The organism is Aeribacillus sp. FSL M8-0235, from assembly GCF_038000355.1.
Classification (GTDB): Bacteria; Bacillota; Bacilli; order Bacillales; family Aeribacillaceae; genus Aeribacillus; species Aeribacillus composti.
The window spans coordinates 1,825,925-1,852,537 of record NZ_JBBOBW010000001.1; the positions used below are offsets into that span (position 1 = coordinate 1,825,925).

Here is a 26,613-nt window from a genome sequence, read left to right on the forward strand (position 1 = left end):
GGTTCCCTTATTTTCATTTGTGCTATGAGAGACTTCTGCTATCAATGAATTGAACGGAATTTCCGCACTTGAAAATTGTCTTCAAGTAATACCCAATTTTGCGGGAACGGATAGCCAAGTACCCAATAACTAAATCCCCGTAAACCGTAATCCTTTACCGCATCAAATTTTGCCCGGGTGCTGCGCGCGTCTTCAAACCAGACCTCATGCGTACGGCCTTGTTCATCCACATACCGATAAAACGGAGATTGAGATGTTCGATCATACTGTATCACAGCACCATGTTGAACTGCTCGACGAATCGCTTCTTGCATATCGAATGTTTCTGCTTCCTGACCTTGAACATGGGGAAGGAGCCAGTCACGAGCATATACTTGGAAGCCCATAAAGATTTTATTTCTTGGAATGACGGTTACAGCATAATCTAGCACTTGTTTGATTTGATTAAGCGGAGAGATCGCCTGAGGAGGTCCAAGCCTATAACCCCATTCGTATGTCATTAAAATAACGAAATCTGCAATCCTGCCGTGTGCGGCATAGTCGTGTGCCTCATATAATATTCCTTTTTGTTCTGGGCTCGTTTTAGGGGCGAGCGCGGTCGAAACAAAATATCCTTCTTTGTGCAATCGGTCAACGGCGCGCTGTAAAAATTGATTATATAACTCACGATCGTCAGGAAATACATTTTCAAAATCAATATTTAATCCACGATAACCTTTTTCTTTCATAGTGTTTATAATGGTGGTCAATAATCGATCTTGCAGTTCCGTATTTGAAAGGATGGCATGAGCCAGCCGTGACCCGGGGTCCCTGAACGTAAAATTTGTTATGCTCATCATTGGTATCACTTGTTCTGTTAAAGCAGCTTGAAGAATCGCTGTGTCGTTTATTGCATCGAGTCCGCCGTCTTCCCGGATGATGTAGGCAAATGGAGAAACGTATGTTAAAAAGCTGCCAGCTTCTCGAACTTCTTTGCCTCCTTCTTCACCTGCATGGATCGTATATGCATTTACGTCAATGACTGGTTTTACAAAAGGAATCGTTAATCTTGTCCCCGGATAAAGAAGGTCGGGATTTTGAATTCGATTGGCTTTGGCAATTTCCTGTACGGATATACGGTAAATTTGAGAAATTTGCGATAAATTCTCTCCAGGCTTCACAGTATGGATGCGAGGCGGAATGTTTAAAATTATTCCCGGATTAATTTTTGAAGGATCACTAATATGGTTAGCCTGAACAATAGACCCGACGGCAACTCCATATTTTTGGGCAATTTGCCATAATGTTTCCCCTGCTCGGACGATATGTTGACGAAAAGCAATGGGAATCACAAGTGATTGGCCAATCAGTAATCGATTAGGATCGGGCAGACTGTTTGCAGCAATAATTTCAGAAAGACTGATACCGTAGCGTTCAGCTATGTTCCATAAAGTCTCTCTCTTTGTATAATATGAATGATCATAAGTGCCTCCTTTTTTTGTTTATATATATGTTGAAAATGGTTGATCTAGAAAATGACATGAGAGAAAATAGTTTGCTGAATATAATTTTTTTAAGGTCTTTACATATAACAAGTGTAGTAAATTGTCGTTAATGGATAATTGAACTAATCATCAGGCCGAATATACTTGTAAACGTTGTGCTCTTCATCAAACAAATAGATCGGTCTTCATCTCCTCCTTTACAGCATCATTTTCTGTGGGGGTGCTAGAAAATTATTTAACGGGTTTGATTCTCATCTGAACGGCAGGTTTGCACTTTCAGACAACAAAAATTTATTGATAAATTCTGTTGTCTTTCATCATTTTAAGAGCTTTTACAAAAGCGCCGTTTTTTTAAGTCTCTTCTTTTTTTACAAAATGAAAATTTTAGAAAATCAACTTTTTTACTTAAGAACGTTTTTACGTAAAGGAGTTCAAGCGGCTAGAAGAGAAATTATATTTCTGGGGAGGGTTCAGGATGAAATGGATTTACATTTTTTTAGCGATACTGGGAGGGATGATGATAGGAATACAGTCGCCGATTAACGGAAGTCTAGGCAAAAAAATCGGTGCTGTTGAAGGAGCATTTGTCTCTTTTTTTGTTGGAACAATGGTTTTAGCGTTCCTTGTTTTATTTTTTGGAAAGGGCCACATTACCAATTTGTTTCAAGTTCCAAAATGGAATTTGCTTGGGGGATTTTTAGGCGCGATGTTCGTCACGTTTACCATTATTTCTGTTCCGAAGGTTGGGGTGGCCGTAACGCTCCTTGCAGGAATCGTCGGTCAAATGGCCATCAGCGTCATCATTGATCATTTTGGATTATTTGGAATGCCGAAAAATCGAATAGACATAAACCGCCTGATTGGGATCGGGCTAATGCTGACAGCTCTGTTCTTTCTTTACCGCGGCAGTGAATGAGATTTGTTTTTAGGGGAAAGCAGCGCATAACATAAAGTATCACCCTTAAAGAGTCAAGAACATTCTTACATTTTCTTGACTCTTTATGTTTGATTGGTTATAATGAATTAGCCATTTAGTTCGTTTTATCATGGATCCATTATAAGTCGTACCTCATATTGAAATGCAGGCGATCTTATATGGTCTGCATTTCTCATGAGTGTGCGGCTTTTTTTTCTTATGAAAAACAAACAATGAATGGTAAAATCTTTTTTTTGGAGGAAAAAGCATGAACACAGGTAAGGTAAAATGGTTTAACAGTGAAAAAGGGTTTGGATTTATTGAAGTCGATGGTGGAGACGATGTGTTTGTTCATTTTTCGGCGATTCAAGGCGATGGTTTTAAAACGTTAGAAGAAGGGCAAACTGTTAAATTTGAAATTGTCGAAGGCCAACGCGGACCTCAAGCGGCAAACGTACAAAAAAACTAATCCTTTCAAAGTGGCGCCTTATTTAGGTGCCGCTTTTTTTTAGAAATTTATAAACATCTCGACTTGAGGATTACTGTTCGATAAAGACCCTGCAGCATGTGTATAAACATTCTTGATTTTTAAATATATTGGGGAGGTCGAAAGAGGGGAGACCATTTTCGAATATATGTGGTTGACTGTTTTGAGCTTTTTAGAAATGCAGGGGGGAACAAATAGTACATAACGTTTTAATTCGCGTGTAGTTAACGAATGATAAGGAGCTGTCCAGAAAGTGGAGTCCATTATAATCATAAACATCGATATGAACGTTTCTAAATATTAAAGGGGTTTGTCTATAAGCCGAAAAAATGACTTATTTGACAAATCCCTTTTAAAATTTGAAACAAACTGCATACCATTCCAGATTCGTCGTGACACCGTTTTTTAAATAGAAACAAGCTAACTTTTTGTCGTAAACGCAGCATCCGGAAGCTTTTTTATTTATTGCTGTTTTTCTTCCAACACCTGTTTTAACAAATCACCTAAACTTGTGCCAAAAGAATCGCTTTTCGGGCTGTATTTTTGAATTAAAGCCCGATCTTTGCGGTTATTGACTGCTGTTTTCTTTTCTTCCGCTTTTTCAACCACATTGCAGCGGCGGCATTGGAAGTAAACACCGGCTTTGCCGTTATGGATTTCCATTCGTTTTTTGCATTGTGGACAGCGGCGGTTGGACAGCTTCGGATCTTTTCGTTTGCTATAGCGGCATTCCATGTTCGAACATGTTAATAAACGTCCTTCTTTTGTAGAACGTATTTTTAAAAAGGAGCCGCATTCCGGGCACATGGAGCCGGTTAAATTGTGTGCTTTGTAGCTTCTATCGCTATTTTTTATTTCATTAACGAGCCGTTTCGTTTGCTTGCGAATGTTGTTTAGGAAAAATTCAGGATTTCCTTTTCCCCGTGCGATCGCTTCAAGCTCTTTTTCCCAGCGCGCTGTCAGTTCAGGTGATTTTAGTTCATCATTGACAAGTTCAATCAGTTGTTTACCTTTTTTCGTTGGGTAGAACCTTCCGTTTTTTCGCTCAACCGCTTCTGTTTCGATAAGTCTTTCAATAATATCCGCCCTAGTTGCAGGAGTGCCGAGTCCGAACTTTTCCATCTGCGTAAGAATGTCCGCCTCTGAATAGCGAAGAGGAGGTTGTTCCAATTTTTCTTCTATTTCTACTTGATGAACAGCAAAAGATTGTCCTTTAACCAAAGCAGGGATGTTTCTGTTTTCCGGCTCATCCTGCTGCTTCCCTAAAACGGCTTTAAATCCATTATTCAATACAATTGTCTCTTTTGCAGTGAGTGTTTCTCCGTTCACATCAAAAACCGCATGGACGGTTTCATATTCGTAAGCAGGATAAAACAGCGCCAAAAACCGGCGGGCAATCAAATCATACAGCTTCCTTTCATCATTGGAAAGCTGGCTCATATTTAGCGGTTCCTCCGTCGGGATAATGGCATGATGATCGGTCACTTTTTCATTATTGAACACCCGTTTTAATAAAATTTTTCCTTTGTTGGAAAGGAGAGGGCGGATTTCGTCTTTATAGCCGGAAGCCATTGCCTGAAGCCTGTCAAACATTGTCGATTCCATATCCGCAGTTAAATAACGGGAGTCTGTCCGCGGGTATGTGACAAGCTTATAATGCTCATAAAGCTTTTGCAGTATCGTTAACGTTTTCTTTGCGGAAAAGCCGAAACGCTTGTTGGCATCCCGCTGCAGCTCGGTTAGGTCGTATGGCAGCGGCTGATGTTCTTTCTTTTGCTTGCGCTCCACTTTGATGACTGTACCTTTTTTACCATTCAGGTTTGCCAATAGATGTTCAGCCGTTTCTTTGGAAAAAATTCTTTTTTCGCCGTTTCGCTCCCAGATGGTATGAATGGAACCGATTTTTGCATGAATCGTCCAATACGGCTTCGGTACAAATTTTTGAATTTCTGTTTCCCTTTTCATGATCATGGCAAGGGTTGGGGTCTGCACGCGCCCTGCCGAAAGCGGGTCATTATATTTCGTCGTCAAAGCTCTTGTCACATTTAAGCCGATGAGCCAATCTGCCTCAGCACGGCAAACAGCAGACTGATATAATGCTTCAAATTGTTTCCCAGGTTTTAAATGCTTGAAACCGTCACGAATGGCTTTATCGGTCTGAGATGAAATCCATAGGCGCAAAATCGGCTTTTTCCAGTTCAGCTTTTTTAAAATCCATCTTGCAACAAGTTCGCCTTCACGTCCGGCGTCTGTTGCGATAATGCAATCTTTAATGTCCGTTCGTTTCGCCAACAGTTCTATGCCTTTATAATGCCGGCTCGTTTGTCTAATTACTTTTAACCCCATTTTTTCTGGGATAATTGGCAAATCTTCCAGCCGCCATGTTTTATATTTTGGATCGTAATGTTCCGGCATCTTCAATTCAATTAAATGACCGAGCGCCCACGTTACGATATACTTGCTTCCTTCAAAGTGAAATTTATGCTCTTTTTTGCAGCCAAGCACACGGGCTATCTCACGTGCAACGCTCGGCTTTTCAGCTAAAACGAGAGATTTCATATAATGCTCCTTTCTTTCAATCAACAACGTTTTAAGTATAACGGAATGGAGGGAGGTTTGCATTAGTTGAATGAAAAAGCATAATATGTTTCAGTTTTATATCTCTTAAGGCAATGAATTCTTGTAAAGGTTGTACTATGGGATGATTGACTGTTCACATACAGAGGATGCATGTTCAAATTTAGTTCTTTCGTATTACCTCAAGAAATCAATCACAATCCATTTAGGAACATGTTCGTTTCTTAAAATCAGCAGAGACAAGGAGAAAGCTGGCAATTTTGAAAATTAACAAAAATAAAAAACGAAATATTTTAAAATCTGTTACAATATAGGTAAAAAGGGGTGGATTTGTGGAAGCTTGGCAATTTGATAAAAAAAGGTATATATGGTTGTCCTTATTGGTGCTGGTACTTTGTTCCAATTTTCTAATATATAGGTCGCCTTTGTCGATTATGGTATTGCCTGAGGAAATGGGATGGGTCATCCTTGGCACTTTAATAGACTTGGCAATCGTTGTTCCGCTTTTAATGGCAGTAATATATAAAAAGAATTTTTCAGTTGCTGCTAAAGACGGTGCAGTCAGGAAAAATTAAACCGGAACAGTTAGTCACTCATCGTTTTTCGCTGGACCAGATTTTGCAGGCATACGAAGTATTTCGCAATGCGGCTAAAGAAAAAGCGATGAAAGTCATTTTATCCAATGATTAACCTTTAAAAATCTTGATGTAAGTGAAGCATTGTTCTTAAAAAGTAAACCATTTTATTGTAACCCCGTCCTAAACTTAGAACGGGGTTATGTGTGTTGGATGGATGCTTAAACCTATCTGTTCATTTTTCATATAAACTGTAAAATTTAAGAAAGCAAAAACGTGCCAGCTGCTGTATGTTTACAAGACTTGAAAATAAATTAGGCGTATTTTATTCGAAAGCTAAGTCAACGATTCGGTGGGGGAGAGAAGCTATTTCACGGAGTTCGTTCATTTTGGAAAGGCTTTTTTCAACTTCTGCTTCTTTTTTTATAGCATTGCCGTCATTTTAAGTTATGAGTGTTTGTGATCTGCGCGCTTTGCGAATCCTCATGGAACATAGAATAAATCATAATAGTCTAGAGTCTGATATTGATTTCAAGATTATTATCTGTTTTGGAGGCTCGTTTTTACTATTGGTTTTAAACACTCAAGACTTTTCAGTCCCGAATGCTTTCACTTGATTAATGAAAAGATTAGGTTAATAATTGAGGTGCAAAACTTGCATTTCATTATTTTCTGTTTATTCTGTCATTCATAAGCTTTTTGATTCAATTGAAGGGGGAATGTTATGAAAATCGCTGTTGCTGGAGCTGGCGCGGTCGGCGGCTATTTTGGAGCTTTGTTAAAGAAAGCCGGACATGATGTTGTTTTTCTTGCAAGGGGCAAGCATTTAGAGGCAATGAAAAAATCAGGTTTAGTGGTTAAAACGAATGATCAACTCCTCACAATAGACGGTGTTTTTACAGATAAAATAGAGGATTTTGCTGATTGTGAGCTGATACTGTTTTGTGTGAAATCAACAGACACGGAAAGTACAGCAGAACAGATTGCCTCTTTGCAGAATGATCGCGCAGTTGTTTTGACGCTGCAAAATGGAGTCGACAATGAAGAAAAGCTCGCTCAAATTTTAGGTGGAAAAAGGCTCTTGTCAGCTGCAACCTATCTGTCGTCACATGTGGAAGAGCCTGGGGTCATAAAGCATAGCGGAAGAGCAAAACTAGTAATCGGTGCTCTGGATGAATCTCTCATTTCGTTCCGCGATAAAGTGGCAGATCTTTTTCGTCAAGCTGAAATTTTTGTAAAAACAACAGATGATATCATGCTGGATAAGTGGAAAAAGCTGTTGTGGAATGCAACCTTCAATCCGCTTGCTGCTTTATCCAAAGCGACTGTCGGTGAAATTATGGAGCATAAAGAATTGAGGAAAACAGCTGAAAATGCTTGCCGAGAAGTGATGCGAGTAGCCAATAAAATCGGGATTCCATTAGATGAAGAAATGTTTCATCGCACTTTTGCCAATTCAGGAGCAGCTCTGAAGCATAAGCCGTCCATGCTGCAAGATCGATTGAAAGGAAAAAGGATGGAAATCGAATCATTGTGCGGGTTTATCGTGAAAAAGGGGCGGCAGATTGGTGTTGAAACGCCTGTTCTTCAAACGTTGTACAGCAATTTGCTTTTTCTTGAAACACATCGATGATCCGATGGACAATTCCTATACACATGTAGGATTCAATTCCATTCATACATAAATATCGATCGATTGATAAAAACAGAAAAATAAGACATAAAAGAAAGGACGATTTAGCATGAAGACCATTCCAGATACAGAAATTTATGTAAGATATTGCGAAACGGATGCGTCAGGCCATGTTAACAATACAAGCTATTATTTGTATATGGAGGAAGCTCGGACTAAATTTTTAAAACACATATCAAAACAAGTAGGGAACCAAGACTGGAAATTTATTTTAGCATCCACAAAATGTGATTACCTTGCCCAAGCGTATGCCCATGATACATTAACGGTAACTTCAAAAATTACGCGGATTGGAACGAAAAGCTTTTCGATGGAGCATGAAATAAAAAATGCAGAAACGGGGAAATTGATCGCAAAAGGGGAAGGAGTTATCGTTCATTACAATTTTAAGTTGCAGCGTTCTGAGCCTTTAACTCCTGAAATGCGTTCGATCCTTGAACAATACTTAGTAGCTGTTTAATGAGCAAGGCAATTTTGTAAGCCTTATCAGTTGAATTAATATCATTCTGATTAAATAGCTAAAGAAAAAGGATTTTCCGAATGTATCCACCGGAAAATCCTTAAAATTTGTTATTCAAACGCATCACGCACAACTTTTTTGACCGGGTCGACTGCATACCAGCCCCATGTAGATGTATGTCCCTCTTTTGTCTCCGGATCACTGATCACGATTTCATAAACGTGAATAATATATTCGCCTTTTTCATTATCATGATCATATTCAACGTAAACGTTAGAAGTATTTTCAATTTTTAAATACTCCCGAACTAGCTGTTCAGCTTCTGTATGGCTTATAGGACGGCTTTTCTTTGATTCCTCAGCCTTTTTTTGCTCTTCCTTTCTCTTTTTTGCTTCTTCTTCAGCTTTTTGCCGCTCTTCTTGAAGTTTTTTCTCCTGCTCCTGCAAGTATTGATTTTTCGCCGCAGCCGCTTGATTCATGAATTGTTCTGCATTTTTGGTAACGCTGACGATCTTCTCGTTATTTGATGTTGTTTCCGCAATTTTCTTAAATATGGCGAATGCTTCGTCAAACTTGTTTTCTTCCAACAATGCTTTCCCTGACTCAAGTTCAGATTCCATTTCTTTTAAAGCGGCGCTCGTTTTTTCCGCCTCTTCGATTATTTTTTCAGCTTTCGGTTTGAGAATATCAAGAACCTTGGAGGTTTCATTTGAATTTTTGATTTTTTCTGCCAATGATATGGCGGTTTCAAATTCTCCTTTTTCAAGGGCAGCAACGCTGTCTTTAATTTGTTTTGACAAATCCAGCGCCAATTGAACTTCTTCAGTGTTTTTTTCATGAAGAGCTTTGTTAAAAAACGAGATGGCGTCGCTGTATTGTTCTTTTTTTAGCGCTTCAATACCAGATTCCATGTTGGATTTATATTCTTTTGATGTACATCCGAACAGAAACATCATGGCAAAAATCAAAATGTAGAAAAATAAGTTCCGCTGTTTCAAGTTTTTACCGCCTTTTCTAATATTATTGATTTCATGTAAATTATATCCCTCAAAATACGGCTCTTACAAGAAAAAATTTTATTCAAAACGTTACTAAGAAGTGTAATAGGCAAAGCGTTTAAAAGGAATGATATAAAAAGATTGAAATTCAGAAAGGAGAGATGAACGTGTCAAATGACTTTTATTCAGCAGTCAAACATCGACGCACTTATTACGGAATCAGTAAAGAATCAACTGTTTCTGATGAGCGTATTCAAGAAGTGATCAGCCACGCAGTTCTATATACACCATCCGCTTTTAATTCCCAAAGCGCCCGAGTCGTTCTTTTGCTTGGCGAGCATCATAACAAATTGTGGGATATAACGAAAGAAACGTTGCGAAAAATTGTTCCAGCGGATCAATTTGCTTCAACAGATGAAAAAATAAATTCATTCCGAAATGGATACGGTACTGTATTGTTCTTTGAAGATGACCGCGTTGTTCAAGGGTTGCAGGAACAATTCCCATTATATGCGGACAATTTCCCGATTTGGTCACAACAGTCTTCTGGAATGCTGCAATTTGTGATTTGGACTTCGTTGGAAATTGAAGGATTGGGCGCCTCGCTGCAGCACTATAATCCGCTCATCGATGATGAAGTGAAGAAAGAATGGAATATACCAAATGAATGGAAACTAATTGCTCAAATGCCGTTCGGAAAACCGACAGCTGAGCCCGGTGATAAAGAAAAAAAACCAATAGAAGAGCGATTGAAAATATTTAAATAAGATGCTTTTGTTTTCAAATTGTTGTCACCCCTTTTTAAAAAGTAAAGCTGAAAAGGGGTTTTGCATTTGAAACAATTCAAACCGAAAGAGAAAAAACGGCTGTTCTTTTTTATATTGGAAGGAGTGATATTTTTTTTTGACACTTATGATGTAAAAATTTTTTCAAACGTTTCCTACTTATTATCAAAAAAGAAAATAAAGGTGAGCGAAACAATTGCTTTTTTCTTCATCTTCCTTCACTATGGTAATGTACGCTAATATAAATATAAAGACAACAATTGCTTCATTTATGGAAAACGCTCTTCAAGTTTCATCCCCATCAAGTATATATTCTTCCTATTTACAAAGAAAAAATATTACAATAACATGTATTAAGCAGTCTATTTGTATCGCTAAATAATATAGAAAAATTGTTAGAAAGAAGGATTTATATGGGAGAAGAACGAGACCTAGCACAGGAAACCTTTAATAAAGTGCCGCTCATGATTGTGTTAATGTCCGGTGCTTTTGTTGCCATTTTAAACCAAACGTTGCTTGGAACTGCTTTGCCGCATTTAATGATGGATTTCAAAGTTGATGCCAATACAGTTCAATGGCTGCAATCGATTTTTATGCTTGTTAATGGGATTATGATACCGATCACCGCGTTTTTGATTGGTCGTTTTACGACAAGAGGACTGTTTCTTACAGCCATCGGAATTTTTGCTGTTGGAACTGCAATTTGTGCAATTGCTCCCAATTTTTCTGTTTTAATGGCAGGGAGAGTGGCGCAGGCTGCTGGTGCCGGAATTATCATGCCGCTGATGCAGACAATCTTGTTTTTAATTTTTCCCGTTGAAAAAAGAGGAACGGCAATGGGGATGTTTGGACTCGTTATTGCATTTGCGCCGGCAATTGGTCCGACTTTATCCGGTTACCTTGTAGAGCATTTTGCATGGAGAAGCTTGTTTTATGTGCTCTTACCTATTGTAGTCATTGATCTTATCTTAGCTTTTTTCATCCTAAAAAACGTTACGCGGCAAACTTACCCAAAAATCGATATTTTATCCATCATCCTTTCAACGTTAGGCTTCGGCGGTTTATTGTATGGATTCAGCGCAGCTGGAAGCAGCGGCTGGGGGAGCGGTCAAGTTATTTTATCGCTCTTCATCGGTTTGATCACTCTTACTTGGTTTATAATTAGACAGCTGCAATTGGATGAGCCGATCTTGGAATTCAAAGTATTTAAAAGCAAGACATTTTCGATCACAACTGTTTTAGGCATGATTGTGTTTCTGTCTATGATTGGCGGAGCAGTTATTTTGCCGATGTTTATGCAAAATATGCTGGGATTTTCAGCATTTGAGTCCGGACTGGCGCTCTTGCCAGGCGCACTTGTCCAAGGGGTGGCCAACCCGATAACAGGCAGATTATTTGATAAATTCGGTGCCAAATGGCTGGCGATTATTGGATTTTTTACCTTAACGATCACGACGTTTATGCTGTCACACCTCACCTTACATACAACGTTTACCTATTTAGCGGCAGTAAATGCTTTCAGGATGGTCGGTGTTGCGATGGTCATGATGCCGGTGACAACCGCTGGTTTAAATCAACTGCCTACATATTTAATTTCACACGGAACTGCGATGAACAACACAATGCGGCAAGTAGCTGGTGCAGTTGGAACAGCTTTGCTTGTGACAGTCATGACAAATACAGCGTTGCCTGAAAAAGGTATTGAAGGAATGATACATGGAGTAAATATATCTTTTGTAGTGGCAGGTATATTCTCTGCGATCGCTCTCATCTTATCGTTTTTTATGAAAAATTCGCAAGCGGCAAAAGACGAAAGTCTAAAGGAAAAAGAAAACAAGCAAATTGTGAGCGAAAGCTAATTTTTTTCTTGGCAATAGCTAAAAAATAAAGCAGAAGCAGGGTAAGCCCTGCTGCTTTATCGTTTTATGTCTGCTGATTGTTCATTTGATTGCCAGCCGGTTGATAATGATTGATGATCGCTTGAGCAGTATTTTGCTGAAAGACCGGCACTTGATAATAACCTTTTTGGTTCATATATTGCCAAACTTCATAAGCTTGCTCTGCGCAATTTTTCGCCCCTTGGAGCACGACATTTCTTAATTCCGGATCTGAGCATTCCAATGCAGCATGCATCCTTAATGCTGCTGACGCTTTTAAACATCCTAACATTCCTGACGCAACATCATGGTCGTTCATCTCGTTTATTGAGCTGTTGGGAGCTTCCGGTGTTCCGCCTGAGGTGCCAAAGGAAGGGCTTGCATTTTTCAATGGGCGGTAAGTGCTGAAATTTTGCTGACTGCTCTTGTTTCTTACTATTTGAACGATTGAATTGTATTCATTTGTCATAAAAATGATTTGATTTTGCAAAATGTTTTGCAGCTCTGGATCTTTGCAATGGGGCTGATAAAGTTGAAATTGGTTAATTCCATCAATTGTGTTTGTTAAAACTTCATGTACTTCCATTAATTCATGAGCACCTAATTGATTCATACCTTCAATCCCTCCTAAGTAATTTTTTAACAGTTAGTATTATGTTTGAAATTTTTCATTTTATACAAAAAACCCCTCAGTCTGCGATACTGAGGGAAAACTTTTAAGAAATTATTTTTACACGCTCTTTTCCAGAAAAGCTTTTACATACTAGCATCTGACTAAATCTATTAGAATAATTTGTACGTGCTTGTATCGTTCCTTGTTCATCCATTGTGAGGATCCATCCTGCAGGCAATTCTCCTTCAAAATATTCAATGAAAGATTGAAGCTTTTCAGTCGATTCAGGGATCGTTACATACCCTTCCGTTAGTTGATACCATAAATCTCTGACAGAACGAAGGGCTTCTTTTAGTTTATATTCTTTTTCCAGTTGTTTGACACTTCGATAGATCATTTGATATTCACTCCCTAATAAAAACTTATAACATTGAAGAGTGAATCACTATGAAAAAATTTTTCCAGTTGAAGGTAAAAAAGCCAGACAATTTGCATCTATAGCCTATTGTACGTGTATCTATCTATTTGCCATCTTCTTGTCATTTGTTGTATGCCCAGCCGATGCTTCGAATCCAGCTATTTTTGCATAGATGTCACTGTCCATTTTGTACTGAAGCTTTCTTTTAAATTTTCTAAACCTCTTCAATCTTTTGGGCTGCCATCAACCGAGCGGAAAGTGACTTTCTGGCAAATCAAGCTCTTTGACCGATAATGCAGTGATTTTCTTGTAAACAGGAAATCTTTACAGCGATCAGGACGATTTTGATAAAATAGGTAAGAGAAAAATAAGAAGTTTCTTTATTATTTTAAAAAAAGAAAGGAATTGGGATGAGGATATGAAATGTTTTTCAATTGATTTAGATGGCACACTATTAAATTCGCAGCATGAAATTTCACATGAAAATTTATCAGTTTTACATGAATTGAAAAAGCAAGGACATGAAGTCATTTTAAATACGGGACGTGCATTTCCGGACGTCATCAAGATTAAAGCGGTTGAAGAGCTCCAAGTGCCGATTTTTTGTGTTAATGGGGCTGTATTATATTCCGATAAAAGAGAGCTGATGTATGAAGCAACAATAGATGAAAAAACGTTTAAAGAAATTTTTGCAGCAGTAAATGCTCTGGATGTCGGAATTCTCGTTTACACCAATCAGGGTGGCTTTCCATCCACTTTACCGCCTTTGCATAAGCTGAGCTGGAAAGAGATCGAAGAGATGTTTCGCCAATTTGATTATGACTCTATTTTCAAGCTGGAAAATGTAAAAATCTATAAGCTGATTGGATTAGTGAATCATGATGAAACGGAAAAAATCGATCGAGTGAAGGAAGCTTTAAGCGAAAGAAGCGACCTATCCATTGCCTCATCATTTCCGAATAATATTGAAATTACCTCCAGCGAAGCACATAAAGGAAAAGCGATTTTACGCTATCAAAAAATGAAGCAGCTGACATTTGAAGAAATTTATGCGTTTGGCGACGGAGGCAACGACATTTCCCAATTCGAGATCGCGACCACATCGGTTGCAATGGGAAATGCTCCAAAGGAAGTGAAAGAAAAAGCCGATTTTGTCACGAAAACGAACGATGAGAACGGCTTTGCCTATGCGGTAAAAGAACTGTTGAAGGCTGTATCAGTTTAAGCAATGCTTCATGCTGCCCGAAAGAATTCATGTAAAGCAGGAAGCCGCTTATTTTACTTATTTATATAAAATATAGAAAACGATTTTTTTTCCATTTTTGGCTTAAGTCAATATATTGTTTGAGCGGGGATAAAGACTCGCAAAAAAGGATTCTAAATTTAGTGAAAGCTTATCAAGATATGTCAGATATTTATTCCTTGTTTTAGCAAATGTAGTGGAATCTGCCTTCTATTTTGACTTGTATTAGAGAAAAGTCCGCATTGGAAAACTAGCTTAATAGTTTTCCTTGCTGGAAGGCAAATTTTTTTGAAAAATATTATCGAAATTTGCAAAAAAATAATGAACGTTTTGGACATATTGCTAAATAATTTGTTACTATATGTTATCATAGAACTGTTAACAAATGATGGGGGAGTGATACATGTGGCGATGCCAAAATATATAACAAACATCGACAAAATTGAACAAATCCCAAAAGAGGAACGGGAAAAGCTGAAGCCGATCACAGAAAAATATGTGTTTCGGGTCAATGATTATTATTTAAGCTTGATCGACTGGAATGATCCGAACGACCCTATCAGAAAATTAGTTATTCCAAATGAAGGAGAAATGCGAGAGTATGGGAGGTGGGACGCATCAGATGAAGATACAAACTATGTCGTTCCTGGCTGCCAGCATAAGTACAAAACAACAGCATTGCTGCTAGTTTCTGAGGTTTGCGGAGCATATTGCCGCTATTGCTTTCGAAAAAGATTATTTAGAAGTGATGTAAAAGAAGCGATGGCAGACGTACAGCCTGGTATTGACTATATTCGCAAAACTCCTGAAATCAACAATGTTCTTCTAACTGGAGGGGATCCTTTAATCCTTGCTACGAAAAAATTGCGCATGATCATTGAAAGCTTACGAGAAATCGAGCATGTAAAAATTATCCGCATCGGCTCCAAAATGCCTGTCTTTAACCCTATGAGAATTTATGAAGATGAATCTTTACTCCAACTCATTAGAGAGTTTTCATCTCCTGAAAAACGAATCTACATTATGGCTCACGTCAACCATCCGAGAGAAATTACGAAAGAAGCAAAAAAAGCTTTTGAAGCGCTCCATGATGCCGGAGCAATAGTGGTCAACCAAACTCCAGTATTAAAAGGAATTAATGACGATCCTGTTGTTTTAGGCGAATTATTAGATAAGTTATCATGGGCGGGAGTAACACCTTATTATTTCTTTGTGAATCGACCTGTTGCTGGCAACAGTGACTTTGTATTAACATTGAAAGAAGTTTACGATATCGTTGAACAAGCAAAAGCAAGAACGTCAGGTCTAGGCAAGCGCGTCCGCCTGTCAATGAGCCATACCTCTGGGAAAATCGAGATTTTAGCTATCGAAAACGGAAAAGCGTATTTGAAATATCACCAATCTAGAGATGGCAATTATGGACAATTTATGGTGCTTGATTGCCCTGATGATGCAACATGGTTTGATGATCTGCCTGGCAACGAAAAGTATTGGAAAAAACCAAAAAAGAAAACAGACCAAGTTGTTTCAGTCAATGAATTGCCAGATCATCCTCAAAAAATAGCAAAATAAAAAATGGACAAGGCTGTCGTTTGTGACAGCCTTTAAAAAAATCGTTATAAACGAAGCAAAATTATACAGGGGTTAAATAGACGAAAAGAAACAGGGAAGCAGATGAGAATTTTGTTCGAATATCATCATACAGGTTGATTTTGCCGTTTGCGTATGGAGAAGTCTAACAAAGAGGCCAAGCTCAAGTTCCAGTTTTTTTGCGATTTGAAAACGTTCTCATTCTTAATAAAAGGGAAAAAGACACTAAAACTGCAAAGAAATGAATGGATGAGTTTGGTGGTGAGAGCTACGAAAAAAATCGCCAGTAAGCTAACAGAGTAATATCGAAAAAATACAAGAAAACTCCACACCTTCATCCAAATTCAATACTAAATGAAAAAATCTCCCCAGAGTATATTTTTTGATGATCCACAAAATTCCGCAAATGCCGTTATCTTTTTCTTTTCATCTTTTGCACGTTGTCTCCCTCACTGCATTAAGCTTTGAGAAAATATGCATTTTGTTAAGAAATATTCATTCCCAAGTGTGCATGTCCGTCAGCAAAAGCGAATATGATAGAAAACGATATATGACATTTATCATATTTTGAATATGACATATATGACTACACAGATCGATTTCCCTCATTTATGATTAGAAATATCAAATAAAGAAGGGAATCGAAACATGATGAAACAAATGCAAAAAAAATTAAGAAGGCAAATGGCTCCTTATGAAAAACCTAACACGCTGAATAGTGTTTGGCAGTTGATCAATACGACTGTGCTGTTTTTTCTGTTATGGTTTTTAGCTTATCAAAGCTTATCCATTTCTTATGTTCTTACTTTCGCTATTTGCATGATCGCAGCTGGATTTTTAGTTCGACTTTTCATCATTTTCCATGATTGCTGTCACTATTCCTTTTTTAAAAACCGCCTTGCCAATAAAATTTTTGGAACAATAGCTGGTATTTTAACGTTGTTTCCGTACAGCAAATGGCAGCACAACCATTCAGTCCACCACGCAACCAGCTCAAATTTAGATAAGCGCGGAACAGGGGATATATGGGTTTTGACAGTTGATGAATATTTGTCAGCACCGCCTTTAACTAAATTCGCCTACAGGGTGTATCGAAATCCGTTCGTGATGTTTGGGCTAGGACCGATTTACGTTTTCCTTATTAAAAATCGGTTTAACAGAAAAAATGCGAGGTTAAAGGAACGCATCAACACATATATAACAAACATATCAATCGTTGCCTTAGTTGGACTGCTTGGTTGGACGATCGGATGGGAGCCGTTTCTTATCATTCAAGGCACAATCTTTTTCATTTCAGGCTCTTTAGGCATTTGGCTTTTTTACGTACAGCACACATTTGAAGATTCTTATTTTGAAGAAGATGAAAACTGGGAGTATGTGAAAGCAGCTGTTGAAGGGAGTTCATACTATAAGCTTCCAAAACCGCTGCAATGGCTTACTGGAAATATCGGTTTTCACCACGTCCATCATTTGAGCCCAAGGATACCTAATTATAAGCTGGAAGAGGCACACAATCAAACGTATCTTTTACAGAATGTACCAACCATCACTCTAGCGACAAGCTTAAAATCTCTCCAATTCCGCTTATGGGATGAGCAAGCGAAAAAGTTTGTCGGGTTTAAAGACTTATCGAAAAAGAAGGAAAAAAACTCGAAAGTCCATATTGAATCTGAATTGTAAAATCTTTAGAAAATTGGGCAAAGTTTTTAAGACGCAGTGTACCTTTTTATGATAAGATAACATGTAAAACAAATTTTTAGAGGATTTGACCATGCAAAAAAAGTATATGATTTTAGAGAAATTCTCGGGAATTACTCCTTATATATGGAGCGTTTTTATCATATTGCCGTTTTATTTTATTTTTCAATCTTCCTCCACTAAGGAAATCATTGCAGGGATCGTGCTGACACTTATATTTTTCTTTGTATATCGTTTAGCTTTTATTTCAAAAAAGTGGCCTGTCTACTTGTGGACATCAATTTTAATTGGGATTTCTATCACGATGACGATCCTTTTCCAATTTATCTATTTTGCTTTTTATATTGCTTACTATAACGGTCATATCAAAAACCGCATTGCTTTTTTAATATTGTACATCATTCACTTAGCTGCAACGACCATCTCGATCAACTATAACGTGGTTCTACAGGAAAAGTTATTCTTAAAACAATTGCCATTTGTCATCATCATTTGGATTAGCGTCATCCTTCTTCCATTCAACATTTATAATCGAAAAAAGCAAGGGCAGCTCGAAGAACAGCTCCAAGATGCCAACAAAAGAATTTCCGAGCTCGTGAAACAGGAGGAGCGCCAGCGAATTGCCCGCGACCTTCATGATGCGTTAGGCCAGAAGCTGTCCCTTATCGGTCTAAAAAGCGATTTGGCTAGAAAATTAATTTACAAAGACCCTGAACAAGCCCGCAGCGAATTAAAAGACGTTCAGCAAACGGCCAGAACTGCATTGAATGAAGTAAGGAAAATAGTTTCACAAATGCGCGGGGTTCGATTGAAAGAGGAAATCATACATATAAAACAACTACTCCAAGCAGCTGAAATCATGTTAGTCAGTAATGAAGAAGAATTCACACTATCAAACGTATCCCCGTTTATTGAGAACATTTTAAGTATGTGTTTGAAAGAAGCAGTAACAAATGTCGTCAAGCATAGCAAAGCTTTCACTTGCCGGATTGCCATTCAGCAATCTTGGAACGAAATATGTATGACGGTGCAAGACGACGGAATCGGCATGGAGGAGGAACGGGATCTTGCGAAAGGAAACGGACTGATCGGAATTAAAGAACGTCTGGAGTTTGTGAACGGCAGTCTGGAAATTTGCTCGGAAAAAGGGACTACATTAATCATGAAAATACCTAATGTAGTAAAACAGACCGTTAAGGAGGGACTCAAATCATGATTCGAATCGTCATAGCTGAAGACCAGCGTATGATGCTGGGCGCTTTAGGGACTTTGCTTAATTTGGAAGAGGATATGGAAGTGGTGGGGAAGGCGAGCAACGGAGAAGAAGCTGTTTCACTTGTGAAGCAATATCAGCCTGATGTTTGCATCATGGATATCGAAATGCCCAAAAAAAGTGGCCTCGAGGCAGCTGAAGAGCTGAAAGACCTGGAATGTAAAGTGATCATTTTAACAACGTTTGCCCGTACTGGTTATTTCCAACGGGCTTTAAAAGCTCGTGTCAGCGGCTATTTATTGAAAGACAGCCCCAGCGAGGAGCTGGCAAGCTCGATCCGCAGCATCATGGCAGGCCGGCGAATCTATGCACCCGAGCTGATGGATGATGTTTACAGTGAAGAAAATCCTCTCACGGAAAGGGAGAAGGAAATATTAGAACTCGTTGCCGATGGGAAAAACACAAAAAAAATCGCGGACGAACTGAAACTAAAAACCGGAACGGTCCGAAACTATATTTCAACGATTTTGGATAAGCTTGAGGTAACGAACCGGATCGAAGCGATTAAACAATCTAAAGAAAGGGGATGGTTTAAATAGACATAAGAAAAATTGTTTTTTCGCAACTAAATCAAAACATCATAAGAGACGGAACCGAAATCTTGCAGGCGAACAAAATGAACAGTTATTAATACCTTTCCCAAAAACACGATAAGTTCCTCAATATATTTCGTGGAACGATGAGATTCAGGTTCCGCCTGCCAATAAATTCACGTATCATATTTATTCTGGTTAAGCCGATAGCGGCACCCTGTTTGTTTGAATTTATATTTTTCTAGAGAAAATGATAATTATATGATTCTCGTTATACCATTTATGAGTTTTCAAGCATCGCGGGCCAAACAATCGCTTTGTGAGAGCCTGTGTGCGTCATGCTTCTCGGTATACGAATTAAAGAATTGTTTTTTATAGATAAGTTTATTTCTTAAGTTCTGATATGCGCTTACTTTTTTTTACTGAACATAATCAAACATTGTACTAGTAAAGCCGCCAAAACTAGACAACTGGCAGCAAACGGAAGGGAGGAAGGCGCCAATCCTGCAAGCAATACAATCCCTCCAAGAGAAGAACCTGCTGCACTTCCTAAATAATTAGCGGAACTGTTTAAAGCTACAACAGCAGCGTCATGCTCAGGCTGGTAACGAAGCCGTTCATGTTGTTGCGGGGCTTGCGAAGGCCAGCCCATTGCCCCTATAGAATAAAAGGTAAAAAGGATCGCATCGGGAAAGAGAGTGCAAATGGTATGCAGATCATAGCTAAAGCCATTATGGCTATAATTCCGGCCATAAGCATTTTCGGTTGTGCCGTCCGGTCAATGAAATATCCAACGGAAAAGCTCCCGATGACACCCCCCAATGCCCCATGCCCACCAATAAGATGCAAGCGTGAGGGTGCTTTTAAGTTATCCAAAATGGTTGAAATATAAGTATAGAGTCCCAAGCTGGAAATACTTGTTAAAAAAGTTACGCTGATGATTGCTGCAACTCGTCCGTTCGCCATTATGGCAAAACGATGCTGCATCGATGGCGGTGGAAACGAGATAATCCCTATCATAGCGACAAAACCTAATTCTCCTATTTAAAAAAGGGATAAGCTTGAATTCTATTACGAATATGTAAAATCGGTGTCTTCTTCATTGATCGTTTCAATTTTCCGACCTTCCCAATCTCGTTCGAATCATACGTTTATTTTAAGCAAACATCTTCAATCCCTCCATTATCGTTTATAGAACAATACGGCGAACTGAAGGAAGTAATTGCATCTAAAAATAAAAAGCGTTGACTTTTAGAGCATTGTTTTGTAATATTAAGTCCATAAATACCTATACATGTATGTGTAAAATGATTAGTTTAAACCAAATTTACAACATTAGATAGGAGGAAGAAGGGAATATGTCTGTAAAAACTATGACTGTAAAAGAAATTGCAAACAAAATCATCCGCGGGGAAGACTTGTTTATAGTCGATGTACGCAATCAAGAGGAGTATGCTGATTGGAGAATAGAAGGAAAGAACGTACAAGTTGTAAATATTCCTTATTTTGAAGTTCTTGACGGTGTGGATCCATTTCTTGAGCAATTGCCTAAAGAGAAAGAAAACGAAATTTATGTGGTCTGTGCCAAAGGAGGATCATCGCTATTTGTTGCCGAACAGCTTGAACAAGCAGGTTTTTCACATGTCTATTCCATTGAAGGCGGTATGAAAGCGTGGAGCGAGCATTTACAACCGGTCAAAATCGCTGAGCTGAAAAACGGCGGTGCGATTTATCAATTTGTCCGTCTCGGGAAAGGCTGCCTGTCCTATTTGATCGAATCAAACGGAGAAGGTGCGCTTATTGATACAAATCGCATGACAGATGTATACGTTGAGTTTGCGAAGGAACGCGAGATTTCTATTAAATATGTCATTGATACCCATTTGCACGCAGACCATATTTCCGGCGGCCGCAAGTTGGCTGAACAATTGGGAGCGACGTACTATTTGCCTCCAAAAGATGCGACAGAAGTGACCTTTTCCTATGCACCGATTCAAGATGAGGATCGCATTCAGGTCGGTCATGCAGTGATCGAAGCTGTTTACTCACCGGGACATACAATTGGCAGCACTTCGTTTATTATAGATGACCAATATTTACTAACGGGAGATGTTTTATTTATCGATTCGATCGGTCGTCCGGATTTGGCTGGAAAAGCGCAGGATTGGGTGGGGGATTTGCGCAAGACATTATATGAGCGCTATAAACAATTAGCAGATGACCTGTTGGTTTTGCCTGCACATTTTATGGTACCGGGTGAAATGAATGACGATGGTAGTGTTGGTACTACATTAGGTATGTTGTACGCAAAAAATCATGGTCTCAATATCGCGAGCGAAGAAGAGTTTCGAAAAACGGTGACGGAAAACTTGCCTCCGCAGCCGAATGCTTATCAGGAAATTCGGCAAACAAATATGGGAAAGCTTCATCCAGATGAAGAGCAGCAACGCGAGATGGAAATCGGTCCAAACCGTTGCGCAGTCCGATAATGATTAAAAAGGGAGACTTGAGTCATTCATGCCGAGTCTCCTTTTTCTCCCTCCGCAAATATTTTTTAAATTAAGTAAAGGGAAAGCTATATTGATAACTAACAAGTAAAGACAATGCCTCTGTTCCAAAAATTTGTTTAGAAAAATAAATCGGTTGATTATATACTTATACATGTATATAATTGTTCATAAATAAAAACAATGAATGAGGTGGAAAGAAGAATTGGAAGGAATACTGCTTTTGGCTTTATTTATTTTGTTATCAATATCTGTCTATCGGCGGTATTATCCAGTAAGAGGAGTTCCGTGTGTTGACTACCGCGATGAAAGTATAAATTCTTTAACGATTTTAGATCTTCGTGATTACAACGAAAAAACAAATCATTATCCCATTGCGAATTCCTTTCACATACCGTTTGCTTATTTAAAACGGCATGTTTATGAAATTCCTGATAAACCAATCCATGTGATTGCAAGTGATGAAGTAGGAAAAAATTTAGGCATTCGCTTTTTGCGCAGCCGCGGTTTTAAAGTGAAGAGCTATTCAATGGCCGATTGTCCTTGCAAAGAAAGGAGAAATGCCAAATGGAATACAGCAAAGAAATCAAAAACCGCCTAAAACGAATTGAAGGACAAGTAAAAGGGATTATTGGTATGATGGAACAAGAAAAGGACTGCAAAAGCGTGATTTCTCAACTTTCTGCTGCACGAAACGCTATTGATCGCACTATTGCCGTTATTGTAAGTTCCAATTTAGAGCAATGTATCCGTGAAAGCTTAGAAAATGGGGAAAAAACGGAACACCTAGTAAAAGAAGCTGTAGAGCTGTTGGTAAAAAGTCGTTAAAAATTTGTCAACTTTTCTTTGAAAAGTTGACAAATTTTTTTATCACTATTAATATACATATAGGGGTAATGGTAATATTAAAGGAGGTCATTGACAATGAATGCAGATAAAGTATTAGATGCAAAGGGTTTTGCATGCCCAATGCCAGTCGTAAGAGCAAAAAAAGCAATTGATGAGTTAGAAGCTGGTCAAGTTTTAGAGGTGCATACAACGGATAAAGGTTCCAAAAACGATTTGACCGCTTGGGCAAAGGCAAGTGGACATACGGTTGTTAATATGAAAGAAGAAAATGGCGTTTTTACGTTTTGGATCAAAAAGGGATAATTTTTGCTATCTTTATACCCCTATGAGTATTTTGGGAAGAAGGTGGAAACAAAGTGTCGGAGCAAAAGAAAAAAACAACGATCATCTTGTTTAGCGGTGACTATGATAAGGCGATGGCAGCGTATATTATCGCGAACGGCGCTGCTGCCTATGACCATGAGGTTACAATTTTTCATACGTTCTGGGGGCTTAACGCATTGCGTAAAGATTCGACAGTTCCGGTGAAAAAAGGATTATTAGAAAAAATGTTTGCGAAAATGATGCCGCGTGGTGCTGACCGCATGGGACTGTCGCGGATGAACTTTGGCGGAATAGGAGCGAAGTTAATTAAGCGGGTGATAAAAAAACATAATGCTGTGCCGCTGCCGCAATTAATCGATATGGCAAAGGAACAAGGAATAAAGCTGGTTGCTTGCCAAATGACAGTCGATCTTTTAGGACTCCAACAGGATGAATTAATAGACGGCATCGAATTTGCAGGGGTTGCTGCGTATTTAGCAGATGCTTCTGAAGGAAATGTCAATTTGTTTATTTAAGGTGGGGCTTATGGTTCAAACCATTATTAATATTGGTCTAGTTCTATTGGTGATATGGTTCGTTGTCAATCGGTTTCTGCCCATAAAAGTCCTGCGGTAATATGTCAAGGTGAAAAATCATAGAAATTGGAAATTCCCTTGTCCGATGATCCGAAAAAAGGCAATACTGAAGAAACCCAGTATTGGTACATGTAATAAACTGGGTCTAAAGGTTGATATTGGTATACCAGATCGATCCTCTTATCGATCTTCCCCCTTTCTTGGCGTGTAGATTTGACCGTTGCGTAGCAGCGCATCGATCACACGCACGAGTTTTCTAGCGGTGAGGACGAGGGCTCGTTTATGTTGGTGTTTGGGCACTTCCTCATACTTCTTCCGGTAGTACGCACGAAACGTCGCATCATGCCGTTGCACCGAGTTGGCAGCCTCCACTAGGTAGTAACGGAGATAGCGATTGCCGGAACGAATGAGGGAGGTGTCCTCGGCTTGAAAACGGCCCGATTGGTGCTTGGACCATGTCAAGCCGGCATATTTTGCCAAGGCGGCCTGGTTGTGAAACCGCTCGATTTGCCCGATTTCGGCCAGGATGCCTGCGGTATAAACCGGTCCGATGCCTGGGATGGTTTGCAGTGTGTTCGGAATGCCTTCAAGATGGCGGGTAATGGCTTTATCGAGCTCTTTGAGCTGCGATTGCAGGCTGCGGATTGATTGAATCGACAGCCCTAACAGCAAGTCGATGGAATCCTCGACACACTTGGACAACCGATACGACGAACGGGCCGCCTTTTGAATCGACTTGGCGATGCATTCCGGATCGGCAAAGCGATTGCGCCCTTTTTGGCGCAGGAAGTCGGCCAACTGCTTGACATCCATTTGGCAGATGTCATCGAGGCTCCACGACTCAAGCAGCAGTTCGAGAATGGCATGTCCGAAGATCGAACTGTCCACCTCTTGGGTAAAGGAACTGCATTTGTAAAACAAGTGCTGGAGAAAATACTGTTTCTCACGGGTTAACTGGTGGACGAGATGATATCGCATGCGTGTCAGTCGCTGAAGCGCGAGAAACTGCTCCTTGAGGACAGCCGTCATCTTCAGACGGCCGAAGCGAAGCCGATCCGCAATGATCCAAGCATCGATGTCATCCGTTTTCTCCAAGTCGACATAGGCTTCTTTAAACTTGCGAATGAGCTTTGGATTGATCGTAAACACCTTGACGTTCCAAGCCTGCAAGGCCTCCTGCTGGTGGAAAAACATAGCTGGATGCCAACTGTAGACCGAGGTGGCTTCCATCCCGATCAGAATTTCGGTTGGCTTTCGCTTGTTAGCCCACAGGAGGATTTGATCCCGAAGGAAGGTGGCGCCCAGAAGATGATTATCCACTTTGAAGCGTGCGCACGTATTTCCTTCATGATCCATAATGCAGGTGGCTAAGTCGCGTGAGCTCACGTCGATCCCGACGTAGAGTTTCATGAGATCACCTCCTATTGTTGTAGGATCGAGGGGTAGGACTCTTCGGGATGCCCCCGGATCGCGCCTGTTGACCAGTCACCCTCGCATATGAGAACTCACGTTGGACCATGGGCTGCCCTGGAAGCTGCTCCTTCCAGCATGGGGAAAACCAACGGGAACAGCCTGCGGGTTAGACGTCCAAACAGGGGCCGAGGAGACAGACTTTACAAGTAGTCAAAGCTACAGGAGTGAGAAGAGTATCCCCGATGATCCTAAGACCATTATCCAGGAACATTGCGAAAAGTCCAACCCCGGTACGCTCAACCCTTTGTGGGAGGGGCGCGCCCCTCCCACAAAGGCAACCACCCAAGATATGCGATTGTCAAGGAGCGTATCGGACTGGAAATTCGATAAAAAAACTTTCTGAAACTTAGTATACGAGGAGTGCGAATCATATCAGTAGTGCAATTAAAGAAGGAATTACGAAAAAAAGATGTTCATTACATTGACGTACGCACACCTATTGAGTTTCATACGAACCATATTCCTGGTTTTAAAAATATTCCGCTTCACGAGCTTCCAAAACGAGTTCATGAACTATCAAAAGATAAAGAAGTCATTGTGATTTGTCAAAGTGGAATGAAAAGCGCCAAAGCAAGCAAATTATTAAAGAAATTAGGATTTCAGCGTGTAACCAATGTAAAAGGCGGCATGAACTCTTGGTCATAAAGGTTGCTATGAAACAACTATTCTGCTAAAGAAATTTGAGGCGTTGTTCCATAAAAGGAAAACATTCAATGTTATTGATGTTCATGAACTAGAAGAAGTCGATTCAGGAAAATTTCTAGTTCCATAAATATTACGCCCTGACTATTCAAGTTTCGGAGAATGAACTAGATACAGAAAAAGAAACTACTCTCGCCTGCTGTATGAAGGAAAAAGCAGACGAGCCGAAAACTATCGGAAAGTTGCAGAAATTGATGCATAAATAAGAAGATCCTGTAGAATAGTTCCCATTATTTAAGGAGGAGAAAGTCATGATTCAAGTAGATATGACAATAGACGCTAAAGGGTTGTCTTGTCCGCTGCCGATTGTCAAAGCGAAAAAAGCGATTCATAAGTTGCAGCCTGGACAAGTACTGGAGGTACAAGCAACAGACAAAGGATCGAAAGCGGATATGAAAGCATGGGCAGAAAGCACTGGACATCACTATCTCGGTACAATTGAAGAAGAGAGGATATTAAAGCACTATATTCGTAGAGCAAGTGAGAGCGAGGCAAAGAATGAAGCGAAATTCCCCCATGTTATTCGCAATGAAGAATTAGCAGACAAAATACATGATCCGTCAATTATCATTTTAGATGTCCGTGAACCGGCAGAGTTTGCATTTGGGCATATTCCTGGTGCCGTGTCAATTCCTCTTGGAGAATTGGAGGAACGGATCAAGGAACTCCCGCAAGATAAGACCATTTATGTCGTCTGCCGCACGGGAACGCGCAGTAGTTTGGCAGCCCAGAAATTAGCAGAAAAAGGGTTTTCAAACGTATGGAATATTGTCCCCGGTATGTCAGAATGGAATGGATCGCTTGAACAATGATTGAACAGTTGGTTATCAATATACAAATATATGATAAAGGTACAAAAAATCTTTAAACAACAAAAAACATTTTTGTAGTATACATGCGAACTATTTTGCAATTGGAAAATGAAAGGCGAAATTTCTCAATATTGAATTGTTCCTTATTGTG

General features: G+C 39.4%; 26 protein-coding genes and 3 pseudogenes. 21 read left to right on the forward strand and 8 right to left on the reverse strand.

The window, feature by feature from the left end; translation table 11 throughout:
* Positions 1-41: 41 nt before the first annotated feature.
* Positions 42-1,462 (reverse strand): annotated as a pseudogene (locus NSQ71_RS08765) (LysM peptidoglycan-binding domain-containing protein).
* A 497-nt stretch (positions 1,463-1,959) separates the two neighbouring features.
* On the opposite strand from NSQ71_RS08765, the gene NSQ71_RS08770 reads away from it, so the two are divergent.
* Together NSQ71_RS08770 and cspD are read left to right on the forward strand one after the other, a co-directional pair.
* A complete protein-coding gene (locus tag NSQ71_RS08770; protein ID WP_340733687.1) occupies positions 1,960-2,400 on the forward strand; it encodes a DMT family transporter in 441 nt (146 codons plus the stop codon).
* A gap of 268 nt (positions 2,401-2,668) precedes the next feature.
* The gene (gene cspD / locus NSQ71_RS08775) at positions 2,669-2,869 is read left to right on the forward strand and encodes a cold-shock protein CspD (protein ID WP_063389535.1); all 201 of its coding nucleotides are present in this window, start codon (positions 2,669-2,671) and stop codon (positions 2,867-2,869) included.
* A gap of 480 nt (positions 2,870-3,349) precedes the next feature.
* Here the strand turns inward: cspD and NSQ71_RS08780 are convergent, their stop codons facing one another.
* Complete coding sequence (locus NSQ71_RS08780) at positions 3,350-5,446, reverse strand: DNA topoisomerase III (RefSeq protein WP_340733688.1); 2,097 nt, start codon at positions 5,444-5,446, stop codon at positions 3,350-3,352.
* A gap of 350 nt (positions 5,447-5,796) precedes the next feature.
* Here NSQ71_RS08780 and NSQ71_RS08785 point away from each other — a divergent pair, with 350 nt between their 5' ends.
* The 4 genes and pseudogenes from NSQ71_RS08785 (at position 5,797) to NSQ71_RS08800 (ending at position 8,192) form a co-directional block, all read left to right on the forward strand.
* A complete protein-coding gene (locus NSQ71_RS08785; RefSeq protein WP_340733689.1) occupies positions 5,797-6,039 on the forward strand; it encodes a hypothetical protein in 243 nt (80 codons plus the stop codon).
* A pseudogene (locus tag NSQ71_RS08790) lies at positions 6,005-6,154 on the forward strand (alcohol dehydrogenase); the annotation flags it as partial. The gene NSQ71_RS08785 and the pseudogene NSQ71_RS08790, both read left to right, overlap by 35 nt.
* A 609-nt stretch (positions 6,155-6,763) precedes the next feature.
* Positions 6,764-7,672 carry a ketopantoate reductase family protein gene (locus tag NSQ71_RS08795; protein WP_063389532.1) on the forward strand — a complete coding sequence of 303 codons (909 nt, stop codon included), beginning with the start codon at positions 6,764-6,766 and terminating at the stop codon, positions 7,670-7,672.
* Between the two features lie 109 nt (positions 7,673-7,781).
* Positions 7,782-8,192, forward strand: coding sequence for an acyl-CoA thioesterase (locus tag NSQ71_RS08800; protein WP_339199868.1), 411 nt, complete (start codon positions 7,782-7,784; stop codon positions 8,190-8,192).
* A gap of 110 nt (positions 8,193-8,302) precedes the next feature.
* Here NSQ71_RS08800 and NSQ71_RS08805 read toward each other — a convergent pair whose 3' ends face one another.
* Entirely contained in the window at positions 8,303-9,190 is an 888-nt protein-coding gene (locus NSQ71_RS08805; RefSeq protein ID WP_339199870.1) for a hypothetical protein, read from the reverse strand.
* Positions 9,191-9,357: 167 nt separating this feature from the next.
* On the opposite strand from NSQ71_RS08805, the gene NSQ71_RS08810 reads away from it, so the two are divergent.
* The 3 genes from NSQ71_RS08810 to NSQ71_RS08820 all read left to right on the forward strand — a co-directional run bounded on the left by NSQ71_RS08810 (position 9,358) and on the right by NSQ71_RS08820 (position 11,834).
* Positions 9,358-9,957, forward strand: a complete 600-nt coding sequence (locus NSQ71_RS08810; protein ID WP_340733690.1) for a nitroreductase family protein — start codon at positions 9,358-9,360, stop codon at positions 9,955-9,957.
* Between the two features lie 66 nt (positions 9,958-10,023).
* Positions 10,024-10,215 (forward strand): hypothetical protein, encoded by a 192-nt coding sequence (locus tag NSQ71_RS08815; protein ID WP_340733691.1) that lies wholly within the window; start codon positions 10,024-10,026, stop codon positions 10,213-10,215.
* Between the two features lie 173 nt (positions 10,216-10,388).
* Positions 10,389-11,834: a DHA2 family efflux MFS transporter permease subunit gene (locus NSQ71_RS08820; protein ID WP_339195565.1), complete on the forward strand. Its 1,446-nt coding sequence runs from the start codon at positions 10,389-10,391 to the stop codon at positions 11,832-11,834.
* A gap of 64 nt (positions 11,835-11,898) precedes the next feature.
* Here the strand turns inward: NSQ71_RS08820 and NSQ71_RS08825 are convergent, their stop codons facing one another.
* Positions 11,899-12,465, reverse strand: a complete 567-nt coding sequence (locus tag NSQ71_RS08825) for a spore coat protein (RefSeq protein ID WP_063389527.1) — start codon at positions 12,463-12,465, stop codon at positions 11,899-11,901.
* A gap of 103 nt (positions 12,466-12,568) precedes the next feature.
* Positions 12,569-12,862 carry a hypothetical protein gene (locus NSQ71_RS08830; protein ID WP_066246704.1) on the reverse strand — a complete coding sequence of 98 codons (294 nt, stop codon included), beginning with the start codon at positions 12,860-12,862 and terminating at the stop codon, positions 12,569-12,571.
* Between the two features lie 439 nt (positions 12,863-13,301).
* Here NSQ71_RS08830 and NSQ71_RS08835 point away from each other — a divergent pair, with 439 nt between their 5' ends.
* The 5 genes from NSQ71_RS08835 to NSQ71_RS08855 all read left to right on the forward strand — a co-directional run bounded on the left by NSQ71_RS08835 (position 13,302) and on the right by NSQ71_RS08855 (position 19,226).
* A complete protein-coding gene (locus tag NSQ71_RS08835; protein ID WP_066246706.1) occupies positions 13,302-14,108 on the forward strand; it encodes a Cof-type HAD-IIB family hydrolase in 807 nt (268 codons plus the stop codon).
* A gap of 423 nt (positions 14,109-14,531) precedes the next feature.
* The gene (locus tag NSQ71_RS08840; protein WP_063389524.1) at positions 14,532-15,698 is read left to right on the forward strand and encodes a KamA family radical SAM protein; all 1,167 of its coding nucleotides are present in this window, start codon (positions 14,532-14,534) and stop codon (positions 15,696-15,698) included.
* 666 nt (positions 15,699-16,364) lie between these two features.
* A complete protein-coding gene (locus NSQ71_RS08845) occupies positions 16,365-17,396 on the forward strand; it encodes a fatty acid desaturase (protein ID WP_340733693.1) in 1,032 nt (343 codons plus the stop codon).
* 91 nt (positions 17,397-17,487) lie between these two features.
* Positions 17,488-18,630, forward strand: a complete 1,143-nt coding sequence (locus tag NSQ71_RS08850) for a sensor histidine kinase (RefSeq protein WP_340733694.1) — start codon at positions 17,488-17,490, stop codon at positions 18,628-18,630.
* Positions 18,627-19,226 carry a response regulator transcription factor gene (locus NSQ71_RS08855; RefSeq protein WP_063389521.1) on the forward strand — a complete coding sequence of 200 codons (600 nt, stop codon included), beginning with the start codon at positions 18,627-18,629 and terminating at the stop codon, positions 19,224-19,226. Before NSQ71_RS08850 ends, NSQ71_RS08855 begins: the two co-directional genes overlap by 4 nt.
* 403 nt (positions 19,227-19,629) lie before the next feature.
* Here the strand turns inward: NSQ71_RS08855 and NSQ71_RS08860 are convergent, their stop codons facing one another.
* Positions 19,630-19,872, reverse strand: coding sequence for an MFS transporter (locus NSQ71_RS08860; protein ID WP_066246711.1), 243 nt, complete (start codon positions 19,870-19,872; stop codon positions 19,630-19,632).
* A 5-nt stretch (positions 19,873-19,877) separates the two neighbouring features.
* A complete protein-coding gene (locus tag NSQ71_RS08865; protein WP_340733695.1) occupies positions 19,878-20,240 on the reverse strand; it encodes a hypothetical protein in 363 nt (120 codons plus the stop codon).
* A gap of 338 nt (positions 20,241-20,578) precedes the next feature.
* Between NSQ71_RS08865 and NSQ71_RS08870 the strand changes: the two genes are divergently transcribed.
* The 5 genes from NSQ71_RS08870 (at position 20,579) to NSQ71_RS08890 (ending at position 23,415) form a co-directional block, all read left to right on the forward strand.
* A complete protein-coding gene (locus NSQ71_RS08870) occupies positions 20,579-21,709 on the forward strand; it encodes an MBL fold metallo-hydrolase (protein ID WP_327847665.1) in 1,131 nt (376 codons plus the stop codon).
* Between the two features lie 223 nt (positions 21,710-21,932).
* Positions 21,933-22,328 carry a sulfurtransferase gene (locus tag NSQ71_RS08875; RefSeq protein WP_240326745.1) on the forward strand — a complete coding sequence of 132 codons (396 nt, stop codon included), beginning with the start codon at positions 21,933-21,935 and terminating at the stop codon, positions 22,326-22,328.
* Complete coding sequence (locus NSQ71_RS08880) at positions 22,295-22,555, forward strand: metal-sensitive transcriptional regulator (protein WP_063389517.1); 261 nt, start codon at positions 22,295-22,297, stop codon at positions 22,553-22,555. Before NSQ71_RS08875 ends, NSQ71_RS08880 begins: the two co-directional genes overlap by 34 nt.
* Positions 22,556-22,651: 96 nt before the next feature.
* Positions 22,652-22,879, forward strand: a complete 228-nt coding sequence (locus NSQ71_RS08885) for a sulfurtransferase TusA family protein (protein ID WP_066246718.1) — start codon at positions 22,652-22,654, stop codon at positions 22,877-22,879.
* A 53-nt stretch (positions 22,880-22,932) separates the two neighbouring features.
* A complete protein-coding gene (locus NSQ71_RS08890; protein WP_066246720.1) occupies positions 22,933-23,415 on the forward strand; it encodes a DsrE/DsrF/DrsH-like family protein in 483 nt (160 codons plus the stop codon).
* 240 nt (positions 23,416-23,655) lie between these two features.
* Here NSQ71_RS08890 and NSQ71_RS08895 read toward each other — a convergent pair whose 3' ends face one another.
* On the reverse strand, positions 23,656-24,885 hold the full coding sequence (locus NSQ71_RS08895) for an IS110 family transposase (RefSeq protein WP_027725928.1): 1,230 nt from the start codon (positions 24,883-24,885) through the stop codon (positions 23,656-23,658).
* 417 nt (positions 24,886-25,302) lie between these two features.
* On the opposite strand from NSQ71_RS08895, the pseudogene NSQ71_RS08900 reads away from it, so the two are divergent.
* Positions 25,303-25,593: pseudogene (locus NSQ71_RS08900) on the forward strand (rhodanese-like domain-containing protein); the annotation flags it as partial.
* 308 nt (positions 25,594-25,901) lie between these two features.
* Positions 25,902-26,462 (forward strand): sulfurtransferase TusA family protein, encoded by a 561-nt coding sequence (locus NSQ71_RS08905; RefSeq protein ID WP_340733699.1) that lies wholly within the window; start codon positions 25,902-25,904, stop codon positions 26,460-26,462.
* Positions 26,463-26,613 lie beyond the last annotated feature (151 nt).

What these genes read in the sequence shown, in the direction of transcription:
- NSQ71_RS08895 (WP_027725928.1), bottom strand. Translation starts at nt 24,885, where the DNA reads ATGAAACTCTACGTCGGGATCGACGTGAGCTCACGCGACTTAGCCACC.
- NSQ71_RS08880 (WP_063389517.1), top strand. Translation starts at nt 22,295, where the DNA reads ATGGAATACAGCAAAGAAATCAAAAACCGCCTAAAACGAATTGAAGGA.
- NSQ71_RS08825 (WP_063389527.1), bottom strand. Translation starts at nt 12,465, where the DNA reads ATGAATCAATTAGGTGCTCATGAATTAATGGAAGTACATGAAGTTTTA.
- NSQ71_RS08795 (WP_063389532.1), top strand. Translation starts at nt 6,764, where the DNA reads ATGAAAATCGCTGTTGCTGGAGCTGGCGCGGTCGGCGGCTATTTTGGA.
- NSQ71_RS08780 (WP_340733688.1), bottom strand. Translation starts at nt 5,446, where the DNA reads ATGAAATCTCTCGTTTTAGCTGAAAAGCCGAGCGTTGCACGTGAGATA.
- NSQ71_RS08850 (WP_340733694.1), top strand. Translation starts at nt 17,488, where the DNA reads ATGCAAAAAAAGTATATGATTTTAGAGAAATTCTCGGGAATTACTCCT.
- NSQ71_RS08830 (WP_066246704.1), bottom strand. Translation starts at nt 12,862, where the DNA reads ATGATCTATCGAAGTGTCAAACAACTGGAAAAAGAATATAAACTAAAA.
- NSQ71_RS08800 (WP_339199868.1), top strand. Translation starts at nt 7,782, where the DNA reads ATGAAGACCATTCCAGATACAGAAATTTATGTAAGATATTGCGAAACG.
- NSQ71_RS08845 (WP_340733693.1), top strand. Translation starts at nt 16,365, where the DNA reads ATGATGAAACAAATGCAAAAAAAATTAAGAAGGCAAATGGCTCCTTAT.
- NSQ71_RS08860 (WP_066246711.1), bottom strand. Translation starts at nt 19,872, where the DNA reads ATGGGCTGGCCTTCGCAAGCCCCGCAACAACATGAACGGCTTCGTTAC.
- cspD (WP_063389535.1), top strand. Translation starts at nt 2,669, where the DNA reads ATGAACACAGGTAAGGTAAAATGGTTTAACAGTGAAAAAGGGTTTGGA.
- NSQ71_RS08885 (WP_066246718.1), top strand. Translation starts at nt 22,652, where the DNA reads ATGAATGCAGATAAAGTATTAGATGCAAAGGGTTTTGCATGCCCAATG.
- NSQ71_RS08820 (WP_339195565.1), top strand. Translation starts at nt 10,389, where the DNA reads ATGGGAGAAGAACGAGACCTAGCACAGGAAACCTTTAATAAAGTGCCG.
- NSQ71_RS08855 (WP_063389521.1), top strand. Translation starts at nt 18,627, where the DNA reads ATGATTCGAATCGTCATAGCTGAAGACCAGCGTATGATGCTGGGCGCT.
- NSQ71_RS08835 (WP_066246706.1), top strand. Translation starts at nt 13,302, where the DNA reads ATGAAATGTTTTTCAATTGATTTAGATGGCACACTATTAAATTCGCAG.
- NSQ71_RS08770 (WP_340733687.1), top strand. Translation starts at nt 1,960, where the DNA reads ATGAAATGGATTTACATTTTTTTAGCGATACTGGGAGGGATGATGATA.
- NSQ71_RS08870 (WP_327847665.1), top strand. Translation starts at nt 20,579, where the DNA reads ATGTCTGTAAAAACTATGACTGTAAAAGAAATTGCAAACAAAATCATC.
- NSQ71_RS08865 (WP_340733695.1), bottom strand. Translation starts at nt 20,240, where the DNA reads ATGATAGGGATTATCTCGTTTCCACCGCCATCGATGCAGCATCGTTTT.
- NSQ71_RS08905 (WP_340733699.1), top strand. Translation starts at nt 25,902, where the DNA reads ATGATTCAAGTAGATATGACAATAGACGCTAAAGGGTTGTCTTGTCCG.